The organism is Microcoleus sp. CAWBG27, from assembly GCF_020883145.1.
GTDB lineage: Bacteria > Cyanobacteriota > Cyanobacteriia > Cyanobacteriales > Microcoleaceae > Microcoleus.
In genome coordinates, this window is sequence record NZ_JAHREU010000013.1 from 41,399 (window position 1) to 61,826 (window position 20,428).

The following is a 20,428-nucleotide window of genomic DNA, read 5'->3' on the forward strand; positions in this document are numbered from 1 at the left end:
AGGAAAAGCGACGCGAGCGGATTTATCGGCCTACCGATTTGCAGCATTTACAGTTCTCCATGAGTTAAAGGATAAAAATTTGAGATCTGAAGGCTTCGCGTGTTGCGTTAACCGCTTGCCTGTTGCCACAGAATGAAGGCTCACCTTTCCCTTCGACGCACCGCCGATATAGACAACGCCGTACTTTGGATGTTTGGCAATGCCGCCGCGCTTGAACCCTTCGGACATCGTTCCACCGTAAGGAGAGCGAATCCCGCCCTTACTCGGTTGAAATCGGTGCAACTGACGGCGATGGAACCGAAGTGGAATGACCACAATCAACCGAGTGCTATCCGGTTTGTCGTGTCCCTCAGTGAACCAATTCGCTAGCACCCAAGAATCAACGCAATGGGCCTCAAATTTGTCTGATAGCTTCTGCTTTGATTTCTTCAGTCCGTGTCGATCTCGAAGTTCTTTTGTCTCAAATCCTTGTTGGAGGTGAACGGGAGCAATTCGTTCTAGCTCAGAGTAGAACCATTTCTTGCCTACTTCGAGCGGGGAAAACATGACGTTCCACTTGCGTCCGTTCTTAAAGGTTCTCGCTTTGATGTCTTCCACCACAAAAGCGGTGATGGGAAACAGCTTCGACAACCAGGAGCAGACGCGCAACTTCCACTGCCACCGCGCTTTCGTGCTAGGAGGGAGTCCGCCTCGTTGGCGATTGAGACGAGGTTTGCGACATGGAGTCTTACGGAATCGTCTTGCCCGTCGCATATTGGTACTTGTTTCTTCTGCATCTTTCACCCAATCAACGGCATGAGTTTGCATATTGAGATAAGTGCAAGTCCCAGACTTGACCGTGAATGCTTCACGCTTGGAACCCGGATGGATCCCAACCGCAATGGGTTGAGTGAATCGCGATGATGGTTCTACGTTCAAGCGAACGCAGAAGACACCGCGCTTCCAGAATGGGGTAGCCTTCCCAGAATGAATCCAGCGCTTGGCACGTGCCGCAGTGGTCGGCATCAAAGGATGTTGATTGTTATCGATGACTGGGACGGATTGCATGGCGGTAAGCCTGAATGTGTACTTCCCTTCGCTACTGAGGTTCCGAGAGGTTAGGGATTAGGGAGGTGTCTCTAACGTCGGGTGCGCTGCCACGCGCTCTTAACCTTCAGTTGTTCCGAAGAACCTAGCTAGTCTCGTGTTTAGTCTTGAAGTTCGCCCTATGGCTTGAGCTTATTCAAGCCCCCGTGCTTTAGCCGGGGGTACGTGACAGTCTTATCCCTGTATCAGAGTGGTGGTGTGTGGTGCGTGTGCGGTATGCGCGCTACGCACCACACCATGGTGCGGTTTGTGTTTTGGATAAGCCTTACCGAATGATACGATCGGCGACGATGAGCAGGTAGTGGAAGCTGCCCTCTTTGTATGCCGTAAGGAAGTAATCCTCGACCCCGGTGACGAGCGAAGACTTGGCTCGCAGTTCCCAGTAGGGAATCGTTAGGGGAGTCAGGTCGGTGACGGTAATCGGGACGAGGTTGTTCGCCGCCAGTGCCTTGAAATATTGACTGCGCGGATGGATGTTACAGATGTAATGCGCATCGATCTGGCTGACCGCCCGCGAGCGCCCCCCCGTAACGTCGTTGTAGCAACCCGTGATGCATGCGTAGCGACCACCATCCTGCAATAGGCGTGCAAACTCGGCGAACAGCTTGAACAGATCTACATACATGGTGGTCTCATTCGTCCAAATGCTGCGCATGGCTCCCGTCTCGAAGCCAGTATCGAGCATGTTGCGAAAGTGGAACTTGACCTTGTCGGCCACGCCGCGCTGCGCAGCCTGGTCGTTGGCAAACTCGACCTGAGATTCTGAGATTGACACTCCGTCGACCTGACAACCAAAGCGTTCATTGACCATGAAGCTGGTGCCGCCGCGACCGGAACCGCCATCCATCACGCGGTCATCAGGCTTGATGTCGCCCAGATGGTCGAGCAGGAACGCCCCCTGGGCGTGCTCGAGCCGGTGCAACTCGCGAATAATCCGATCGTCGCGCTCACCTTCGGGGGCTTCCAACACCGACCAATCGACATCGCCGATCCCGTAGTGGTGGTGGTAATAGCCGTCAACGTGGCCGAGCAGCAGATTAACGGGATTCTTTTCTTGGTTCCAATAGTTGGCAACTGACTTCTGATATTCACTGCGCAAAACATTGTCGGCAGTGATAGTTTGAGGCATGGTCATAGAATGCGTTACTCGTCAATAGGTGTTTCAATGAGTGTATGCTGAAGATGCTGACAGTTGACTGTTCAGGTATCTCCGCCGGAATTTACTAGCGTCCTAGCTCGACATCTTCGAGTACGCCGACGGCATCGGGTACGAGGATGGCAGCAGAGAAGTAGTTGCTGACGAGGTAGGAGATGATGGCTTTCTCGTTGATGCCCATAAAGCGCACGTTCAACCCCGGCTCGTGCTGATCGGGCAACTCTGCGGGTCGAAGACCCACCACGCCCTGATTGTCCTCACCGGTACGGACAACGATCACGGAACTGGTCTGGGTGTTGCTGATGGGAATCTTGTTGCAGGGCAAAATCGGGATGTTGCGCCACGCCATGACTCGTTCGCCCCCCATATCATGGCTGTCGGGGTAGAGACCCAGCTTGCTGCACTCGCGGCCAAAGGCGGCAATGGCACGCGGGTGGGCAAAAATGTACTGCGCATTGCGGCGGCGGGTGATCAGCTCATCAAAATCATCTGGCGTGGGCGGGCCATTGCGGGTGGGGAAGCGCTGGCCCAGGTCGGCGTTGTGCAACAGACCGAACTCTTGGTTGTTGACCAACTCGTACTCCTGGCGCTCGCGCAACTCGTGCACCGTTAGCTTGAGTTGTTCCGCAATCTGGTTCATCGGATCGTTGTAGAGATCGGCAACGCGGGTGTGAACACGCAGCACCGTCTGTACCAGGCTCAACTCATATTCACGCGGAGAGGTTTCGTAATCGACAAAGGTCGTGGGCAGCACGGGTTCGCCGCTGTGGCCAGCGGCCAGCTCGATGGCGGCCTGACCGTGCCGATCGTGAGGCTTGGGGGGTTGGGCTTCAAACGCCTCGATGTGCGCCTGAAGTGATGCTGAGGAGTTGACCAGTTCTTCAAAAGAGCTTTGTCTCAGCGCCAAGACCGTACAGCGCGTGATCGCCTTGATGGTGAAGTTCCATACGTCTTCGGATTCGAGAATGGCCTGATAGGTAAAGTGGTCGCCATCGATCAACACACCCAATTCCACCTCATCGCCATACTTGCCCGTACCGATCTTGCTCACTTTGCCGTGAGCAATCAGCACAATCTGGTCGGCGGGGGTTCCCTTCTCTACCAGCACATCACCGGGTTGAAACTCCTGCTGCACAAAGCGGTCGGCCAACGCGTTCAAGACGGTTTCGTCTTCAAAGTCGCGCAGAAAGGCCAGCTCGCGCAGCTCCTGGGGAATTACCCGAATCGTTGACCCGACGTTCGTAAAGGTGACGCGACCATCACCCAGCGCATAGGTCAAGCGGCGGTTGACGCGATAAGAGCCGCCGCGCAGCTGCACCCAAGGCAGCAGGTTGCTGATCCAGCGTGAGGTGATGCCCTGCATCTGCGGAGCGGTCTTGGCGGTTGTGGCCAACTGCTTCGCTGCCCGAGTACTCAGGCTCGACTGTTCCGCTAGTGTCTGCCCATTAGAATTCACATCTTCTCTGGAATCACTAGAATAGGTCACGAGTTAGTCCTCCACTTTGTTAGTTATGCAACAAATAATCCAATATTATAAGTTTCTGTGCGATCGCACCCAGACAATGATTAAATTAAATTTAGATTTCTGGCGATCGCTACTGTCCAAGTTGGTTTGATCGACCCGAATAAATCAAAGTATCCCAAGTAATACCAAGTATAAGAGAGCAAGGGATGATATTTGCAGCAACAGAAATGGATTCGTCCCAACCAGAATCCACTTTCGACTTATCTACTTACCTAATCAAACAAAAAAAGGCGATCGAGGTAGCTCTCGATAATGCCCTACCCGTCATCTACCCAGAGAAAATTTACGAAGCGATGCGCTACTCGCTGCTAGCAGGTGGCAAGAGGCTGCGCCCCATCCTCTGTTTGGCTAGTTGCGAATTGGCTGGTGGTACTGCCGAAATGGCAATGCCCACGGCTTGCGCTGTGGAAATGATTCACACCATGTCGCTGATTCACGATGATTTGCCAGCAATGGACAATGACGACTATCGGCGCGGTAAACTGACTAACCACAAAGTCTACGGCGAAGATATCGCAATTTTGGCTGGCGATGGTTTGTTGAGCTATGCCTTTGAATTTATTGCCACTAAAACTGAGAATGTACCACCCCAGCAAGTGTTGCAGACAATAGGTCATTTAGCCCGGGCATCGGGCGCTTGTGGAATTGTAGGCGGTCAGGTGGTTGACTTAGAATCAGAAGGATTAAAAAATGTTTCTCTAGAAACTTTGAATTACATTCATGCTCACAAAACTGGCGCAGTGTTAGAAGCGTGTGTGGTTTGTGGGGCAATTCTGGGTGGGGTTGCTGCTGCGGATTTGCAACGTTTGTCTCGTTTTGCCAAGAATATTGGGCTGGCTTTCCAGATAATTGATGACATTCTGGATATTACTGCTACTCAAGAAGAATTGGGCAAAACCGCTGGCAAAGATGTTCAAGCCGGAAAGGTAACTTATCCGAGTTTGTGCGGAATTGAGGAGTCTCGGCGCCAAGCCAAAGAGCTTGTTGCTGATGCTAAGGCTCAATTGGCAGTGTTTGGAAGTAAAGCCCAACCGCTATTGGCGATCGCCGATTTTATAACCAGCCGCAGTAACTAGAAATACTAAAGAATATGCAGGAAATTTGCAGCGGCATCTTAAACAATCATGTACTGATAGTTGCTTTGATCGCTTGTCTGTCGGCTCAAGTCATTAAATTGCCGATCGAATTAATCAAAAATCGCAAGTTTAATCTGCGGTATTTGGTAACAACGGGCGGAATGCCCAGCTCTCACTCATCTTTTGTGGGCGCTTTGGCTGCGGGAGTCGGACAAACGATGGGATGGGAAAGTCCAGAATTTGCGATCGCAGCCATCTTTGCAATTATTGTCATGTACGACGCTGCTGGAGTCCGCCAAGCAGCAGGGAAACAAGCTCAAATCCTCAACCAAATTATCGACGAGTTTTTTGAGGAAGACCACAACTTTAATGAGGCTCGCCTGAAAGAGTTGCTGGGACACACTCCTTTTCAAGTGTTCGTCGGTTTGGGGCTGGGAATCGCGATTTCTTGGATCGCAGGGCCTGCATATTAGTTGACAGTTGACAGTTGACAGTTGACAGTTGGTTCAAATTACCAATGACTAATAACGTTCGCGAGCAGGGACGCTCGCAGTGATGACTAATGACTAATGACTGATAACGTTCGCGAGCGGGGACGCTCGCGCTAATGACTAATGACTAATGACTAATGACTAATTAGGGCTTGCTGAAAAAGTGTACGTAGTGGAAAAACGAGACTACACAGCTTAAAAAATAGTAGGTTTATTGCTGGCATTCCCAAATTTCGCCAGAAATTAACAACTTTCATTGCAAGGGTTTTGAGCCTCTATAATCCTATAACTTGCACTCATTCAAGCAAAAAAAGCTTAAACCCCTTGTCTGGTAAGCTTTCTACTTTTATTCAGCAAGCCCTAATTACCAAATTCTGCTTGCAGCAAGTCATCGTTGTCATCGGCGATGGTGGCTACAATAGTAATAGCGCGTGACATTTCCCCAGCAGAGATTTCGGCGATCGTCCGAGTTGATATTACGGCAACTTGGTTGTCAACGATCGCAAAATGAGATTCTAAAGTAGCCAGCCAATTCATTTCTAGCAGTTTCCGCATTAATTTAGCTTCATTCTTTGCCGGCAACTGAAGCACAAAGGCCCAAACAGTCAAAGTATCATTTTCGGTTTCGCCCGTGAGTTGCACGAACACTTCAACGCTGCCGTACTTGAATTTCCAAAGATGTCCGCCAGCTTCATTTTGACCGACCATCACTTTTTGGTCTACGGCCATGCTGGCAATCACAGTTTCAATTTCTTCGGCATAGCTCACTGCTGTGGCTTGTTCGACCTGCTCGGAGGCGATCGCGCTTTCGCTAGATAGGCTTTCTGCCGAAGCTGTTTGTGGGTTTGGCTCGCTGTTAGTCATGATTAATATTTAAACGGAAAAGTGTTCCAATAATCTTTACCAATACAGTTTACTTCGTATTTAGGACTTACCAAAATACGACTGATTGGATTTTAGATTTTGGATTTTAGATTAAAGAATTGGCTATGACTTAAATAATCACTGGTTCCCAGGCTGTGCCTGAGAACCCATATCCTGAGGCTCTCCCTCGCCTGTATCTAAGCCTTGGGCTTAGCGGCTGCCGACTTCTTCTCAATCGGTTTTAATCCATTGAGGAACATCGGCACAAATTTCTCCACAAATGCTTGCGGATCTCGGTTCCAGGCCCGTTGAGCCACATCGACTCTGGTCATTTGCAAATCGGGGGCGAGCAGGGTGGCCGGCAAGCGTTCCATCAGATATTGCGGGCGTTCCCACATCGGCATCGTGTTGGCAATGTCCACCAGACGGGTGACGCGACGCAGTTCTGCTCCCAGCATGATATCCATTCCCGATGCAAATGCTGCTTGTTCGATCGCCGCATACTTGCGTTTCGCCTGTTCCACCTTCTCGCGGTGTCCCGGACTCTTCGCAGCAATTTTACCCAGCCAGCGGTTGCCCCAGCGGACGTGACCAGCTTCTTCGGGAAAAATCTTTTCGATGGTTTCGCGGATTTTGACGTTTTCGTCGGTTTGAGGAGCATTTTTCAGGGCGTGGATGTGCGCTGAGAAATACTCGCATCCCCGCTTCTCGGTGACGTTAATCGCCGCTAGGGAAGAAATTACAAAATCTTCGCGGTCTTTGGTAGGGTCTTTTTGGTCGCTGTCGAGCAACCTTTCAAATTCGTCAATGTAGGAAACTCCTGGCGGCGTTCCCACCTTCTCACCGATGTCTACAAGCAAGTCCGTAAGCCACATGGCGTGTCGCGCTTCGTCCGAGATATGCCGGGAAAGATCCCGCACCAGTTCGGCCGGTTCGCCGTCTAGCTGCTCGATCAAGTCGGTGAGGTCTTTGCAACTGCGCTGTTCGCTGTAGCGGTAGCGGTTGAGGGTAATCAAGTGGATTTCGCGATCGCGCACCACTTGACTTAAAATCTCGCGCGCTCCCATGCCGTTGCGAAGCTTGCGGGGATAGGCAACTGTCATGTTTGTATGTTGTTTTGTAAAGATACCTATATAAGTGTAACGCAATTTTTATGACAACCAATGCCCTCAGCACGCAGAAAGTTGTTGTGCGCTTTTGGCAAAGATCGATCTTGAAGGTGTTGCCAACTCAGCCATTCATGTCGATCGCTCTGCGTTTACATTTCATACTGCGCCTGGGCGAGCGCACAATTCGCGATCGGCTTGCCAATATATTTAGGAACAGGTTGCTTTGCCTTAAAATACAATAAAATATCGAGATTTTTATCTACCTTTAGACAGGTATTTTGATATAAGAAATATTGGTTTTTTATATCAAAATAACTGACTAAAGAAAAGGAAAATTTAGGTAGCCAAATTAACTTTTTAGCGTTATATTGATTTAGAGAATACAAAACCTAGGTGACTCACTTGGCTGACATCGTTGATACCGCCGTTTCGGCAGGCTCTTTTACAACCCTAGTTGCTGCCGTCAAAGCTGCTGGTTTAGTCGATACTCTCAAAGGCACCGGGCCCTTCACAGTGTTCGCACCCACAGACGAAGCTTTTGCTAAGCTTCCCGCAGGTACTGTAGACGCATTGCTTAAGGACATTCCTAAGCTCAAAAAAATCTTGACTTATCATGTCGTTGCTGGCAAAGTTATGGCTGCTGATGTAGTCAAGCTGAAATCTGCCAAGACAGTTGAAGGTTCAGAAGTGAAAATTGATGCTTCCAATGGCGTCAAAATCAATGATTCTACCGTTACCACAGCCGATGTTGCTGCTGATAATGGCGTCATCCACATCATCGATACAGTCTTGCTTCCTGCCTAAGCACAGATTTAGATAGTGCAATAATACTATCTTGAGGGCGGTGGCTGTTGTTAGCCACCGCCCGATTTTAATTGATAGTTAAAAACTAAATATTTTACTATAAAGAATTGGTTGAAAGCCTGAACCCTTGTAGGGAGAAATTAAAATCAGACTATTCATTGCTCCAATCCTCTTCTTTTTAGGTAGAGGTCGCTGTCAACTGTCAACTGTCAACTGTCAACTGAATTAAGTAGCGCGATCGCAAAAACCATCATAGAGCAGGGGGAATTGGTCGATCGCACGAAGCGATTGTCTGCCCCAAATTTGTCGCCGCTGGATTTACCGGAAAAACAGGCTGTAAGCCAATAGCATTCGTACTCTGAAGCTTATTTGCGGTTGATGCGTAGATGCCATGCCGCCAAACCCAAAATTTCTCCCAGAAACCGGGTTGATGGGGGCTGAGCTTAAATAAGATACAATAAGAACCACAAGGAAAGTGCGATCGACATTATTTGACAGTCAAGCTATGCAATCTACAACTCAGTCCGAGACAGAAACGGCGATGGAAGCTCCCAAACACGGATTGCCCGTTACAATCATTACAGGATTTCTCGGCAGTGGCAAAACAACCCTGCTCAACCACATCCTGACCAACCAGCAAGGTTTGAAAACAGCAGTTTTAGTCAATGAATTTGGTGAAATCGGCATCGACAACGAACTGATTGTTACTACAGACGACAACATGGTCGAGCTGAACAACGGCTGCATCTGCTGCACAATTAACGAAGATTTGGTTAATGCAGTTTACAAAGTTTTAGAACGTCAAGAAAAGCTCGACTATCTAGTAGTCGAGACCACCGGACTCGCCGACCCGCTGCCAGTAGCGATGACTTTTTTAGGCACAGAACTGCGCGACATGACCCGTCTAGATTCAATAGTTACAGTAGTAGACGCAGCCAACTACAGCTTAGATTTGTTCAACTCAGAAGCAGCCTACAGTCAAATAGCTTACGGCGATATTATTATTCTCAACAAAACAGATTTGGTTGAAGAAGCAGATTTAGATTTGCTGGAAGTTAAGATTCGCGATGTCAAAGAAGGTGCTCGAATTTTGCGAACAGTAAAATCGCAAGTTCCCCTACCCCTAGTCCTTAGCGTCGGATTGTTTGAATCTGACAAATATTTCCAATCTGAGGAAACTGCTAGCAGTCACGATCATCACGATCACGACCATCACGATCACGGTCATCACGATCACGGTCATCACGATCACGGTCATCACGATCATCACGATCACGGTCATCACGATCATAGCGAACACGATCATCACGATCACTCCGGCCATTTAGACAATGACGGATTTACCTCAATTTCTTTCCAGAGTGACAAGCCGTTTTCTCTGAGGAAATTTCAATATTTCTTAGACCACCAAATGCCAACAAACGTGTTTCGTGCGAAAGGGATTATGTGGTTTGAAGAAAGTCCGAAACGGCATATTTTCCACTTGAGTGGCAAGCGATTTTCAATAGATGACGACGAGTGGAAAGGTGAGCCAAAAAATCAGCTTGTTCTCATCGGTCAGGGTTTGGATATCGAGACTTTGCGATCGCAAATCGAAAATTGTCTCTGCACGCCTGCACCCAATCGCGGCAAAGGATTCGGGAAAAACTAACCTGGACGCAACTGTCACATTAAATCCAGGTACGTAGTTGCGCTGTCTTCGCTTTTGAAATCAGGTATGTAGTTGCGCTTAAGCGCTCTTTCCGGGATATCGGAAAGAGCGCTTAAGCGCAACTACGTACCTAAGAATTCATTCTTATATATGTCCAGGACTGTTTTAAATTTCCCATGCGAGTCATAATCCAGCGAGTCAAATCGTCTCAAGTCCAAGTGAACGATCGAATTATCGGCAAAATCGGCTGCGGACTCAACTTGCTTGTAGGTATTGCAGACACCGACACCGAAGCAGAACTCGACTGGATGGCCCGAAAATGCCTAGAATTGCGTTTGTTTCCCGACTCAGCCAGGGACGGCGGCCGCTGGGACAAATCCGTACAAGACATCGGCGGCGAGTTGCTCGTTGTCAGTCAGTTTACGCTCTACGGCGACTGTCGCAAAGGTCGGCGCCCTTCGTTCGATCGCTCTGCGACCCCAGAAACCGCCGAAAAACTTTATGCAAAATTTGTCGAAAAGTTGCGCCAGAGCGGGTTAAAAGTCGAAACAGGCTTGTTTGGAGCCATGATGCAAGTATCTATAGATAATGACGGCCCGGTGACTTTGGTGTTGGAGAGAGAAGCAGGGTGAATACTCTTCTCTTGTCTTCCTTTGCGTCCTTTGCGTCTTCGCGGTTCGTTCAAAAAAAGCCGTTGCCCCTTTTAAAAGAAAATTTCTAAATTGACCGGGTTTCCCAACTGCTGTAGCGTAGGTTCTGAAGATAGTGCAGTTCGCTACATTCTGCCGAGTCTCAATTCCGCAATCTCCGACGCCGAAAACCCCCTCAAAAGGCCAGTTGCTAAATTGTCCACTCAGCGGCCCCGGAACACCGTCAATCTTTGTCGCGATCGCCACACCCGCATAACAGCTCAGAATGCTTGTACAGTCAGGCTTTGAAGGCAATAAAATCTATCCTCAACAGCCACCGCTTAAAATCAGATTCGGCAGCCAAAAAATGTTGCATGAGAGAGTGGAACACTGACATCACTGTGCCTATCTGTATTTCCCTATATTCAATACATAGAGAGTTGAATCAGCCGTGCCAAGCGAAACCGCCAGCAACTGCCGCCTCGCTCCCTGAAAAATGTCCTCGCACGCTGTGCGCTACCACCCGATAAACGCCATGACTGTCACAACTGCCACCAACCCCGTCAACTGCAACACTGTTTCTAACCTCAACTTCATTCCGGCTACCTCCACCGAACAAACCGCCGAAATCAATACAGTTTCCAGCATCGATGTCCTGGCTTTGGCTGAATTCGCCCTCAAAGAGTTGGAAGCAGAAATGAAAACTGCCAGCCGCAGCGCTCAAGCAGTGGCGATGCGAATTGCTAAGGAAGTCGAACGGATTTGCCAAAAAAGCGATCGCATCCAAGTTTCCGGCGAAGTTGAAGCTTGGCAAATCACCTTGGCCGAACACCGGTTGCAAAAAACTCTCGAATTCTATCGCCTCGGTTCCAAACAAGGCCGCGTTCAACTGCACTCTCACCTCGCATCAATGATTTACCGTCATGTTGCTTCTTTCCGATCGAACTTGAACTTCCAAGCTCGCTACAACATGATTGAAGACTTTTTGCAAGGCTTTTACATCGAATCTCTGCGCGCCTTCCGCCGCGAACACCAACTCGACGCCACCTACCAGCCCCGCACTCAGATTGAATTGGCTGAGTACATGGCTTTTACCGAACAATACGCCAAGCGCCAAATCGGTTTGCCGGGCCGCAACCGCCAACGCCTGATCGTGCTTCGCGCTCAAGGATTTGCTAAGGGCCAACCTCCCGAAACTGCGATCGACATTGAAATGGCTGTAGAATCCGGCAAGGGAGAAGATGCAGAAATGTACAGCCGCTCTCCGGCGCTGCAACAAGTGCGCGAACAAATGGTTTCGGAAACTGTCGATCCGGCTGATGCTGTGTTGCGCGATCGAGTAGTCACCGAATTGATCGCCTATCTGGAATCCCAAAATCAGCCCGAATGTGTGAGCTACTTGACTTTGAAATTGCAAGATCTTTCGGCTTCGGAAATCGATCGCGTTCTCGGTTTGTCCTCCCGCCAGCGCGACTACTTGCAACAACGGTTTAAGTACCACGTCGAAAAATTCGCCCGCACTCAAAACTGGAAACTCGTTCACGAATGGCTGGGTGCTGATGTCGATCAAAAACTGGGCATGACTTCCGACAAATGGGAAACATTTCGCGCTCAACTGTCGCCCGAACAACAAGAACTGCTAGCAATGAAACGGAATCAAGAATGCGACAAGGCGATCGCCACTGCACTCAACTGTACCCCCAAACAAGTCCAAAAACGTTGGGCACAACTGTTGGATCTGGCAAGCCAGACTCGCAACAGCAGCCAAGCATAACGGGTGATCAAACATGAACGCAAGTGTTTTATTGAGATTGGAAAATGCGATCGGGTGCGGCACCGGAACCGGAATGCCCGCCCCGCAGTCCGCTCTCAAATCTACCAGCGCTGCTCAATTATTACCCAAATTATCGCCGCTTTCTGGCAAATTCAATTTATTAAAACAACATTATTTTTATTAAATTTTTACCTTCCCAGGTCATGCCTGGGAATTTGTTTTTGCGATTAATTATTATCATATTTATACCATCGAACAGGTAATATAGTTTGCGGCCATATGAAAATAATTTAACCGCAGAGAGCACAGAGGACACAGAGAGAATATATAGCGGTTATCAGAAAGATGAGGTATGTTGTTGGGATGCGAGCCCTATACGTCTAAGCGGTTATACCAGCTCTCTGACGTACCTCATCTTTTTGAGAAAGGCTATAGATACTGGATTTGATATATAGCTTTTCTCCAAAAGATGAGGTATGACTGATACCATTTTTCTATGAAGTTGTATCGAATAGATCCTTATTAGTCATTAGTTATTAGTCATTAGTTATCAATCATCATTATTGATTGGTCAGTGACAACTGGAAATGATAAATTGCTGAAAGTTATCATGTTTTTGATATGGGCAGAGACGAACTTGGTATGTTGCCACAGTGTATCTAGGAACAAAAAAGCGTATAATCAACATCAAAGACCGGAGCCAGTCAACAGGTGCTGAAAAATATATGTGTCTAGAGCCAGGGTATATCCTTCACGAAAGGTACCAAATTATCCAGCAATTGGGACTGGGAGGGTTTGGGATTACTTACAAGGCTAAGGATCTAGCCAAACCCGGAAATCCCGAGTGCGTTGTTAAGGAAATTTCTTTTCCTTCATCGAACGCTCTGCACGTCTTGGAGAAGGCAAGGACGCAATTTAACAAGGAAGCTAGTGCTTTGGGTTGTCTCGGCAATCACCCGTGCATTCCCAAATTATTCGCTTACTTTGAAGAAAATGACCATTTTTACTTGGTTCAAGAATACATTGAAGGACATCAGCTCAAGGAAGAACTCACTCCAGATACACACTGGGAAGAGGATCGGGCGATCGCCTTGTTGCTGGAAATTCTGGAAATTTTAAAGTTCGTTCATAAACAAAATATTATTCATCGCGATATTACACCTTCTAACTTAATTCGGCGCACAACAGATAACAAAATTGTTTTAATTGATTTTGGGGCTGTCAAAGAAATCAGCACTTTTACTGCTGACTCTACAGGTAAAATATTCACATCGCAGGCGATCGGCACCAGCGGTTATATGTCTCCCGAACAATCAAATGGACGTACTGCCCATGCTTGTAATGATATTTACTCTGTAGGGATGATCGTGATTCAAGCTCTCACCGGAAAGCATCCCACAGAGTTCAAAAACTACGATGGTGCTGGTGAAATAATCTGGCATGACTCGACGTGCGATCGCACTCCGCTACCAGTGAGCGATAATTTTAAAAATATTCTCGATCGCATGGTTCGCTTCCACTATATAAATCGATATCAATCTGTAACGGAGGTTTTGCAAGACTTAGACGATATGCGATCGCCTCTATTACCCGAACCTCAGCCGAATTCGATCTCGTCTGATGCTACTGAAGTTTCGCCAAACCCGAATTTACCACCCAGCCAAAAACCCGAGTCAGGCAAAACTCCGCCGCAGGGGCGATCGCGCTTTCGCTGGCTGCTGTTGGGTGTTGCGGTAATGGCGGCAGGGGCGATCGTAATTTCAAACATCAAAAAATTTCCCATAATCCAGACAAATTCGCCGCAACCAACCCTACCTACATCCTCACCTACACCCTCCCCACGTGTAAGTTCCGGCGAAAGACTCCTAGTAGAAACCTCCGCCCTTTGGTCAAAACAAAGGGCAATAAATGAATTTGCCAGCGGAAATTATCCTGAAGCTTTAAAATTGTTCAAACAGTCCTGGCGGGAAGACCGCAGAGATCCAGAAACTTTAATTTACACCAACAATGCTCTGCTGGAGGCGATAGGTGCAGAGTATTATACGATCGCAATTGTTGTTCCCATTCGCCGAGATCGGGACGGGACGGGAACTATAGTCAATGCAAGTTTAGCCGAAGAACTGCTGCGCGGTATTGGTCAAGCTCAAACCGAAGTTAATTTAGGTCTCCTGTCTGGAAATAACAGCGAGCGAGATTTTCCCGGTCAAGGATTTCTCGAACCAAAATCGATTAAAGGAAAAGGTCTCAAAGTAATCATTGCTGATGACGCCAATATCAAATCCTACGCAGTTCAAAGGGCAAATTACCTAGTCACTCAACCAAATATTCTAGCAGTCATCGGACACTACACCAGTGACATGACGGTAGAAACAGTAGATATTTACGATCGAAATAAACTGGTCGCCATTTCTCCGGGAAGCACAACAGAAGAACTAACGCGCAAACCTCGGAAATTTTTCTTTCGGACAGCCCCAACAACTAGCAAAGAAGCTGAAGGCTTAGCAAATCAACTGATTAAAGTCGGTCAAAAAAGAGTTGCGGTTTTTTACAATCCCAATAGTCCGTTTAGCGCTTCCTTGTGGGAAGAATTTAAAAAGCAATTTGAAGCCGAAGGAGGTTCGACTTTTAGATCCAGTAATTTCGATTTATCTAAAAATGATTTTAACGCCGAAGCAGCAATCAAAGAAGTTGAAAAAGCCAAAATAACAGCCATAGCTCTCTTTCCCGACGGTCAAGTCACTAATTCTCTCGAACACGCCCTCGATACGATCAAAATCAACGACGATCTCAAGTGGATTGTTGGCCCTTGGACTCTGTACGATCCGCGAACTTTAGAAGCAGCAAAACAGCTAAAGTCTGTAAAAAAACTCGCCGTATCCGTGTTTTGGCATCCGTTAATCAGTTTTGATAAAAAGTTTCCAGTTAATGCTGAAAAATTGTGGGGAGGCCCAGTCAATACTCGATCGGCTTTAACCTACGATGCAGCTAAAACGCTGATTAAATCCCTAGAATTACAGCCAGAACCCAGCCGTGAAGGAATGCAAAAAACCCTAGCATCTCCAGACTTTAAAGCTGATGGTGCCACGGGTATAATTGAGTTTGACTTGACAACTGGAAATCGGAAAAACCCTCCTAAAGCTTTAGCACACATTGTTCCGTGTGCTAGAGAACAATTTGGTGTGACGTTTGTGCCGATCGAATTTCCGACAGCCGCCGCCGCAGGTTTAAAGTGCGACTAATGCTTTACCAGAAAGAATTGGTTGAAAGCCCGCCCGCCCGGGAAAAATTAAACTCAGACTGTTCATTACTTCAATCCTCAGACTTAAGGGTAGAGGTTTCTCTCAAACTGTCACAGGTCAACTCTCAACTGTCAACTGTTGAAAGTACCTGCGGGGATTCGCCCCCAACATTTAAAGAAAAAATTAGATATAGTTAACAAAGCTAGTTTTTTTTATAATAATGCTTATGACGGTCAATCTCGCTCCCTCAACAAGTTCTAGCCTCAAACCAGAATCCCAGAATATCTCGGCACTCAAACAAGTCTGGCAGACAATTGATGCCGGTAGCTGTCCGGGTTCCTATAACTTCCATATGCACACAGTCTACTCCGACGGTCGATTGCAGCCAGAGAAGTTGATGGAACTAGCCATAGCAGGCGGCCTCAAAGGCTTCGCTATCACCGATCACCACAGCACCAAAGGCTACGTTCAAGCTCAAATTTGGCTGGATAACTGGAAATTAAAGCATCCCGACAGGAGTACCGCAGCGCCGACTCTTTGGACGGGCGCTGAAATTAACGCTGAATTGCTCAAAAACGACGTACACATTCTCGCTTACGCCTTCGATCCTGAACATCCCAGTCTCACACCTTACTTGCGAGGTAAAGGCACTGAAGGCCACGCTTCTTATTCCGCAGCCAAGGTAATTGAAGCGATTCACGAAGCAGGAGGTTTAGCAGTTTTAGCGCATCCTTGCCGGTATCGATCGATCGCAGATCAACTAATCCCAGAAGCCGCCCGTCTTGGCATTGACGGCGTAGAAGTTTACTATGCTTACGGTAATCCTAATCCTTGGAAACCGAGTCCCAAACAAACTGCTTTAGTCAAAGATTTAGCTGAAACCCATGGTTTGCTGGGAACTTGTGGAACTGATTCTCACGGCCTGAGTCTTCTTGTCCGAATCTAGGTAATTTGGAAATTATAAATTGCGATTTATACGGACTGTGCGGGAATTGCGGCAAAGACATACAGATGTTTTTCGGTCAGTCTGTCTTTGACAAACGACTTGTTTGGTATCTATTTTATGACTGCCCTCACTGCGGAGAAGCAGTCGTTTGTATTGCGGACTTCAGTCCGCAGCATAAAGCGGACTGAAGTCCGCACTACAAACCTTGGTTAGGAAAAAAAATTAATAACTTGACTACTTAGAATCGCAAATTAAATAATTTATACTTTTGAAAGTGGGATGGGCGTCCCGCCCGTCCAGATGAGGACGGGCGGGACGCCCATCCCACAATAATCATCAAATGGTAAGTTATTTAATTCTCATTCCTAAACGAGCGAGAAAACGAAACCTCAATCATCCCTCTTTAAATACCCAACTAAAACCCAGCTCAATACCGACAGCCTTCTCAATTTCTTCCCAATAAAAATCTTCTAAAACTCCCTGTTTGTTTTTAATTCTCAGAGCATCTACAGCTCTCATTTGACTTAAGTTTATGTGCCGTTCTCCGTTTAGTCCATTTTGCGGGGTTGGAACAACATTCACAACGAATGGAAAAGTTTTTTTCCCAGGCAATAAAGGGGCAACTATTGTAGTTGTCCCATTTTGATTGCCAACATCATTCTGCAAAATTAGACAAGGACGCTGCTTACCGGTTTCATGACCGGTCGTGGGTTCTAGATCGATCCACCATATTTCTCCTCGTTGATAAGTTAATGTCCCGTTAGGCATTTAAACCATCGCCTACCGCAACATCCCAAACAGAAATCTCTTCTTGAAAATCAGGATCGTTAGCCTGCTCTTTATAAGCATTTTCCAGCTCTTCCATCATAATCCTCCTTTTTTCTTTCCAGAGAATTTCATTTATGAAACTACTACGATTACTTGCTAGCCGATCGACAAAATCTAGAATTTGGTCATCCAAAGTAATACTGACTTTTTTGCTCATAACTTACTAAGTTCATGCGACTGACGAGTATGACTGTATTATCATACTAACCAATGCTACAACCTTTGGCAATGTGAATCTAGAGGTTCAAGAAGAGCTAACAGCCCGAAGCCCAGCTTTTCATAGATGTGGCGTGCTGAAGTGCGATCGAGATTGGTTCCACTCCCGATCGTAACAACAGACACCCAGCCTCTTTCATCTTTCGGGGAACAACTGACAAGCCCTGATAGTTGGCTGATTTGCCCAATCCAAGCGAGAAGTGCCAAATCGATCCATCCAACCTTCTAAATAAGCCCGATTAGCCTTTTTTTCCTCAGGATCGGAGGTGTTCATGGGATGAGGCGCTAAACCGAAAATAGTGGCTGTCGTTACGCAAAACATCGACTTCTGAAAACTTTGGCAAATTTGCACGCGCAAATCGTCTTCGCCGCGACAGCTAGTGCGGTAAATTTCGTGCAAATAATCTGGCAGAAAATGCCGCATATCTTGCATCAATTGAGTTGGCGGAATTCCTGCACCTCCTATGGGCAGAGGATCTGCAAACAAAGCCCCGTAGCTAAATTCTTTTTGTTCTTCTGGGATTTGATGTGCTTGGGCGTTGTAGGAAACTGTGCCAAAAAAAGCTGTTCCTCTAAAGAAAACTGCTTCTACATAAGGTACTGCTACATCTGCTAAAAAGGTCAAGTTGGCAGATGGGGGCAGAATATCGTAGACTTCGCCGCGAATCTTGACGCTGTAGGTGATTGGTAACGCTGCGGCGCTTACTAAACCGGCTAAGACGAAATCTACTATCTCTGCGATCGACTTAATTGTACCGGCTTCGTAGCGATCGGACAAATCGATAAACAAATCGCTCATTACTCGCCAAAACTGCCCCAAACCCGTGTAATAAGCCAACATCCGCACTTGTTCCGGCAAAAACTCCGGGAATGCTTTGTGCAGTCCCTGCATCAAAAAGTTGCCTTTGAGTTTAGCTGCGATCGCCTTTTCGGCCAAATTGCTAAATTCTGGAGTATCCAAATAACTGTCCAAACCGCCGCCGCCGTGCCACATCATGGTTCTCATGCAATATTCGGCATACTCAAAATTTATGCGATCGTGCCACAAATAGCGCATTAATTTCGGCGCAGTCACTTCTCCGTTGAAATATTTGAAAAATGGGAAAAGCACTAAAAATTGTTCTTCGGCGATGTAGTTTAAATTGCGGGAATAGGCATCTAGAACTACACCGTAACTTTTGAGTACGCCGACAACTTCTACTACATTTTCGGTAGATTCTGGAAGCAAAGCTTTGCCTGATTCCAAGATGTCAATGTAGGCTGCTAGAGGATGGGAAGATGGTTTTAATACTGTACTTGTCATTTGATTTGAACCTTAATTGAATAACTATGTTTTAGCTTTGGTTCGTAGTTGCGCTTGAGGGTTCATGAGAGCGAGTCAACGCACAACTACATTGAATAACTATGTTTTAGGTATGTAGTTGCGCTTTAGCGCCGGCCGGCGCTGAAGCGCAACTACATACCTATGAAAGATATCACTCTAAGTTTTGAGCAACTTGTTTAACTTGTGCGGGTACTGTCGATACTAAGCCGATCGCAGTTTTCTCACTCAAAGCGACTAAAACTCCGGGCTGTATTCCCATGATGGCGATGATTACTGCTAAAACTAGCGAAGGAATGCGATCGCCCCAGCGGACTTGCGGTAAATTTACTACCAAATCGGAAAGGCGCCCGAAAAAGGCACGGTTGACCATAATTAAAAAGTAAACTGAAGTCAAACCAGTCCCGATCATGCAGAGCAAAGTTTGGATGGGAAACACTGGTAAACTGCCCCTAAATATCAAAAATTCAGCAATAAATCCCGACAACCCGGGAATGCCGGCACTCGCCATCACGCCGACAATCATTAAACTGCCAATTACCGGCAAACCGCGATCGGGATTGAACAAACCTTTGAGCACATCTATGTTGCGACTGCCGGATTTTTTGTAAACAATCCCGACACTCAAAAATAGCAACCCTGAAATTAAACCGTGGCTAACCATTTGCAACACAGTTCCTATCATACTAATCTCAGTAGCTGCGGCGCTAGCTAGCAAAATGTAGCCCATGTGCGCGATCGAACTGTACGCTACAATTTTTTTCATGTCTTTTTGGGCGATCGCGCAACTAGCCCCGTAAAGCACACTCACCACCGCCCAACTCGCCAACCAAGGTGCAGCCACCGCCCACGCATCCGGGAACAAACCCATACCAAAGCGGAGCATCCCGTAGGTTCCCAGCTTCAACAGCACCCCCGCCAGCAGCACTGAAACCGGAGTCGAAGCTTCTACGTGAGCATCCGGAAGCCAAGTATGAAAAGGCACCAAGGGAATCTTAATTCCAAAGGCCAGCAATATCCCAGCCAGCAATACAATTTGTCTGACCAAAGGCAAGGGCGAGCCTCCTTCCAAATGCGATGCACCGGCTGCACCAACCATATCAAAACTAGAAGCACCGCTCAGCCAAACTACACCCAAGAAAGCAGCCAGCAATACTATTCCCGAAAATGCCGTATAGATTAAAAACTTAGTCGCTGCATAGCCTCGGCGCTCGCCTCCCCAAATTGCAATTAACAGGTAAAGCGGAATTAGTTCTACCTCGAAAAACAGGAAAAATAGCAACAAGTTTTGAGATAAAAAAGCTCCCGTGACGCCACCACTAATTAACAGCATCAAAGAATAATAAAGTCGAGGTCTGCGGATCGCCTCATCCGTAGCGTAAATCGCTACTCCTGTCAGTAGGGTATTTAAAATTACCAAGGGCAGAGACAAACCATCAACGCCGAGATTGTAATTAAATCCCAAATCATCGATCCAAGGAATAAATTCCGAAAACTGTAATTGGCTGCTGTTGGCATCAAACTGAGCTGCCACAAACACCGATAGAATAAAAGTTACACCCGCAATGGCGATCGCGGCATTCCGAACTATTTTAGAGGCGATCGCACCGGGCCAAAACCCAATCAGGGCGGCGACCAACATTGGTATCCAGATTAAAGCACTGAGCATTAATTAAAACTTTCCCTTATTACACAATATTTAGAACTATATGT

At 47.3% G+C, this 20,428-nt stretch carries 19 protein-coding genes; 9 read left to right on the top strand and 10 right to left on the bottom strand.

The annotated features are described in order from the left end of the window. Window positions 1-30: 30 nt before the first annotated feature. The 3 genes from QZ938_RS10015 to QZ938_RS10025 all read right to left on the bottom strand — a co-directional run bounded on the left by QZ938_RS10015 (window position 31) and on the right by QZ938_RS10025 (window position 3,728). A complete protein-coding gene (locus QZ938_RS10015) occupies window positions 31-1,047 on the bottom strand; it encodes an RRXRR domain-containing protein (RefSeq protein ID WP_293351186.1) in 1,017 nt (338 codons plus the stop codon). A gap of 304 nt (window positions 1,048-1,351) precedes the next feature. Next, window positions 1,352-2,221 (bottom strand): geranyl diphosphate 2-C-methyltransferase, encoded by an 870-nt coding sequence (locus tag QZ938_RS10020; RefSeq protein WP_293338410.1) that lies wholly within the window; start codon window positions 2,219-2,221, stop codon window positions 1,352-1,354. Window positions 2,222-2,309: 88 nt separating this feature from the next. Beyond that, entirely contained in the window at window positions 2,310-3,728 is a 1,419-nt protein-coding gene (locus QZ938_RS10025) for a family 2B encapsulin nanocompartment shell protein (RefSeq protein WP_293351188.1), read from the bottom strand. Window positions 3,729-3,913: 185 nt separating this feature from the next. Between QZ938_RS10025 and crtE the strand changes: the two genes are divergently transcribed. Continuing rightward, on the top strand, window positions 3,914-4,843 hold the full coding sequence (gene crtE / locus QZ938_RS10030) for a geranylgeranyl diphosphate synthase CrtE (RefSeq protein WP_293365476.1): 930 nt from the start codon (window positions 3,914-3,916) through the stop codon (window positions 4,841-4,843). A gap of 14 nt (window positions 4,844-4,857) precedes the next feature. Continuing rightward, the gene (locus QZ938_RS10035) at window positions 4,858-5,316 is read left to right on the top strand and encodes a divergent PAP2 family protein (RefSeq protein WP_293145209.1); all 459 of its coding nucleotides are present in this window, start codon (window positions 4,858-4,860) and stop codon (window positions 5,314-5,316) included. A 378-nt stretch (window positions 5,317-5,694) separates the two neighbouring features. On the opposite strand, the gene QZ938_RS10040 is transcribed toward QZ938_RS10035, so the two are convergent. Both QZ938_RS10040 and QZ938_RS10045 read right to left on the bottom strand, forming a co-directional pair. Beyond that, the gene (locus QZ938_RS10040) at window positions 5,695-6,198 is read right to left on the bottom strand and encodes a YbjN domain-containing protein (protein ID WP_293145206.1); all 504 of its coding nucleotides are present in this window, start codon (window positions 6,196-6,198) and stop codon (window positions 5,695-5,697) included. A gap of 197 nt (window positions 6,199-6,395) precedes the next feature. Next, window positions 6,396-7,301, bottom strand: a complete 906-nt coding sequence (locus tag QZ938_RS10045; protein WP_293338416.1) for a ferritin-like domain-containing protein — start codon at window positions 7,299-7,301, stop codon at window positions 6,396-6,398. A 408-nt stretch (window positions 7,302-7,709) separates the two neighbouring features. Here QZ938_RS10045 and QZ938_RS10050 point away from each other — a divergent pair, with 408 nt between their 5' ends. From QZ938_RS10050 to QZ938_RS10080, 7 genes are all read left to right on the top strand, one after another. Beyond that, window positions 7,710-8,111, top strand: a complete 402-nt coding sequence (locus tag QZ938_RS10050) for a fasciclin domain-containing protein (RefSeq protein ID WP_293351190.1) — start codon at window positions 7,710-7,712, stop codon at window positions 8,109-8,111. Window positions 8,112-8,616: 505 nt separating this feature from the next. Then, window positions 8,617-9,762: a GTP-binding protein gene (locus tag QZ938_RS10055; RefSeq protein ID WP_293150614.1), complete on the top strand. Its 1,146-nt coding sequence runs from the start codon at window positions 8,617-8,619 to the stop codon at window positions 9,760-9,762. Between the two features lie 176 nt (window positions 9,763-9,938). Beyond that, window positions 9,939-10,394, top strand: a complete 456-nt coding sequence (dtd, locus tag QZ938_RS10060; protein ID WP_293351192.1) for a D-aminoacyl-tRNA deacylase — start codon at window positions 9,939-9,941, stop codon at window positions 10,392-10,394. A 532-nt stretch (window positions 10,395-10,926) separates the two neighbouring features. After that, on the top strand, window positions 10,927-12,165 hold the full coding sequence (locus QZ938_RS10065) for a HetZ-related protein (protein WP_293351194.1): 1,239 nt from the start codon (window positions 10,927-10,929) through the stop codon (window positions 12,163-12,165). A gap of 13 nt (window positions 12,166-12,178) precedes the next feature. After that, the gene (locus tag QZ938_RS10070) at window positions 12,179-12,349 is read left to right on the top strand and encodes a hypothetical protein (protein WP_293150623.1); all 171 of its coding nucleotides are present in this window, start codon (window positions 12,179-12,181) and stop codon (window positions 12,347-12,349) included. Between the two features lie 541 nt (window positions 12,350-12,890). Next, window positions 12,891-15,404, top strand: a complete 2,514-nt coding sequence (locus QZ938_RS10075) for a bifunctional serine/threonine-protein kinase/ABC transporter substrate-binding protein (protein WP_293351196.1) — start codon at window positions 12,891-12,893, stop codon at window positions 15,402-15,404. 226 nt (window positions 15,405-15,630) lie between these two features. Continuing rightward, window positions 15,631-16,350 carry a PHP domain-containing protein gene (locus QZ938_RS10080; RefSeq protein WP_293351198.1) on the top strand — a complete coding sequence of 240 codons (720 nt, stop codon included), beginning with the start codon at window positions 15,631-15,633 and terminating at the stop codon, window positions 16,348-16,350. A 393-nt stretch (window positions 16,351-16,743) separates the two neighbouring features. On the opposite strand, the gene QZ938_RS10085 is transcribed toward QZ938_RS10080, so the two are convergent. From QZ938_RS10085 to QZ938_RS10105, 5 genes are all read right to left on the bottom strand, one after another. Then, window positions 16,744-17,118: a type II toxin-antitoxin system PemK/MazF family toxin gene (locus QZ938_RS10085; protein ID WP_293351200.1), complete on the bottom strand. Its 375-nt coding sequence runs from the start codon at window positions 17,116-17,118 to the stop codon at window positions 16,744-16,746. Continuing rightward, a complete protein-coding gene (locus QZ938_RS10090) occupies window positions 17,111-17,335 on the bottom strand; it encodes a hypothetical protein (RefSeq protein WP_293150638.1) in 225 nt (74 codons plus the stop codon). Before QZ938_RS10090 ends, QZ938_RS10085 begins: the two co-directional genes overlap by 8 nt. Window positions 17,336-17,391: 56 nt before the next feature. Further along, window positions 17,392-17,520: a hypothetical protein gene (locus QZ938_RS10095; protein WP_293365479.1), complete on the bottom strand. Its 129-nt coding sequence runs from the start codon at window positions 17,518-17,520 to the stop codon at window positions 17,392-17,394. Window positions 17,521-17,530: 10 nt separating this feature from the next. After that, window positions 17,531-18,697, bottom strand: coding sequence for a CO2 hydration protein (locus QZ938_RS10100; RefSeq protein WP_293351202.1), 1,167 nt, complete (start codon window positions 18,695-18,697; stop codon window positions 17,531-17,533). Between the two features lie 172 nt (window positions 18,698-18,869). Further along, window positions 18,870-20,384, bottom strand: coding sequence for an NADH-quinone oxidoreductase subunit M (locus QZ938_RS10105; protein ID WP_293150643.1), 1,515 nt, complete (start codon window positions 20,382-20,384; stop codon window positions 18,870-18,872). Between the last annotated feature and the right edge of the window lie 44 nt (window positions 20,385-20,428).

Coding starts and splice junctions, on each gene's coding strand:
- QZ938_RS10015 (WP_293351186.1), bottom strand. CDS start 1,047: ATGCAATCCGTCCCAGTCATCGATAACAATCAACATCCTTTGATGCCG.
- QZ938_RS10020 (WP_293338410.1), bottom strand. CDS start 2,221: ATGACCATGCCTCAAACTATCACTGCCGACAATGTTTTGCGCAGTGAA.
- crtE (WP_293365476.1), top strand. CDS start 3,914: ATGATATTTGCAGCAACAGAAATGGATTCGTCCCAACCAGAATCCACT.
- QZ938_RS10035 (WP_293145209.1), top strand. CDS start 4,858: ATGCAGGAAATTTGCAGCGGCATCTTAAACAATCATGTACTGATAGTT.
- QZ938_RS10040 (WP_293145206.1), bottom strand. CDS start 6,198: ATGACTAACAGCGAGCCAAACCCACAAACAGCTTCGGCAGAAAGCCTA.
- QZ938_RS10045 (WP_293338416.1), bottom strand. CDS start 7,301: ATGACAGTTGCCTATCCCCGCAAGCTTCGCAACGGCATGGGAGCGCGC.
- QZ938_RS10055 (WP_293150614.1), top strand. CDS start 8,617: ATGCAATCTACAACTCAGTCCGAGACAGAAACGGCGATGGAAGCTCCC.
- dtd (WP_293351192.1), top strand. CDS start 9,939: ATGCGAGTCATAATCCAGCGAGTCAAATCGTCTCAAGTCCAAGTGAAC.
- QZ938_RS10065 (WP_293351194.1), top strand. CDS start 10,927: ATGACTGTCACAACTGCCACCAACCCCGTCAACTGCAACACTGTTTCT.
- QZ938_RS10070 (WP_293150623.1), top strand. CDS start 12,179: ATGAACGCAAGTGTTTTATTGAGATTGGAAAATGCGATCGGGTGCGGC.
- QZ938_RS10075 (WP_293351196.1), top strand. CDS start 12,891: ATGTGTCTAGAGCCAGGGTATATCCTTCACGAAAGGTACCAAATTATC.
- QZ938_RS10080 (WP_293351198.1), top strand. CDS start 15,631: ATGACGGTCAATCTCGCTCCCTCAACAAGTTCTAGCCTCAAACCAGAA.
- QZ938_RS10085 (WP_293351200.1), bottom strand. CDS start 17,118: ATGCCTAACGGGACATTAACTTATCAACGAGGAGAAATATGGTGGATC.
- QZ938_RS10090 (WP_293150638.1), bottom strand. CDS start 17,335: ATGAGCAAAAAAGTCAGTATTACTTTGGATGACCAAATTCTAGATTTT.
- QZ938_RS10100 (WP_293351202.1), bottom strand. CDS start 18,697: ATGACAAGTACAGTATTAAAACCATCTTCCCATCCTCTAGCAGCCTAC.
- QZ938_RS10105 (WP_293150643.1), bottom strand. CDS start 20,384: ATGCTCAGTGCTTTAATCTGGATACCAATGTTGGTCGCCGCCCTGATT.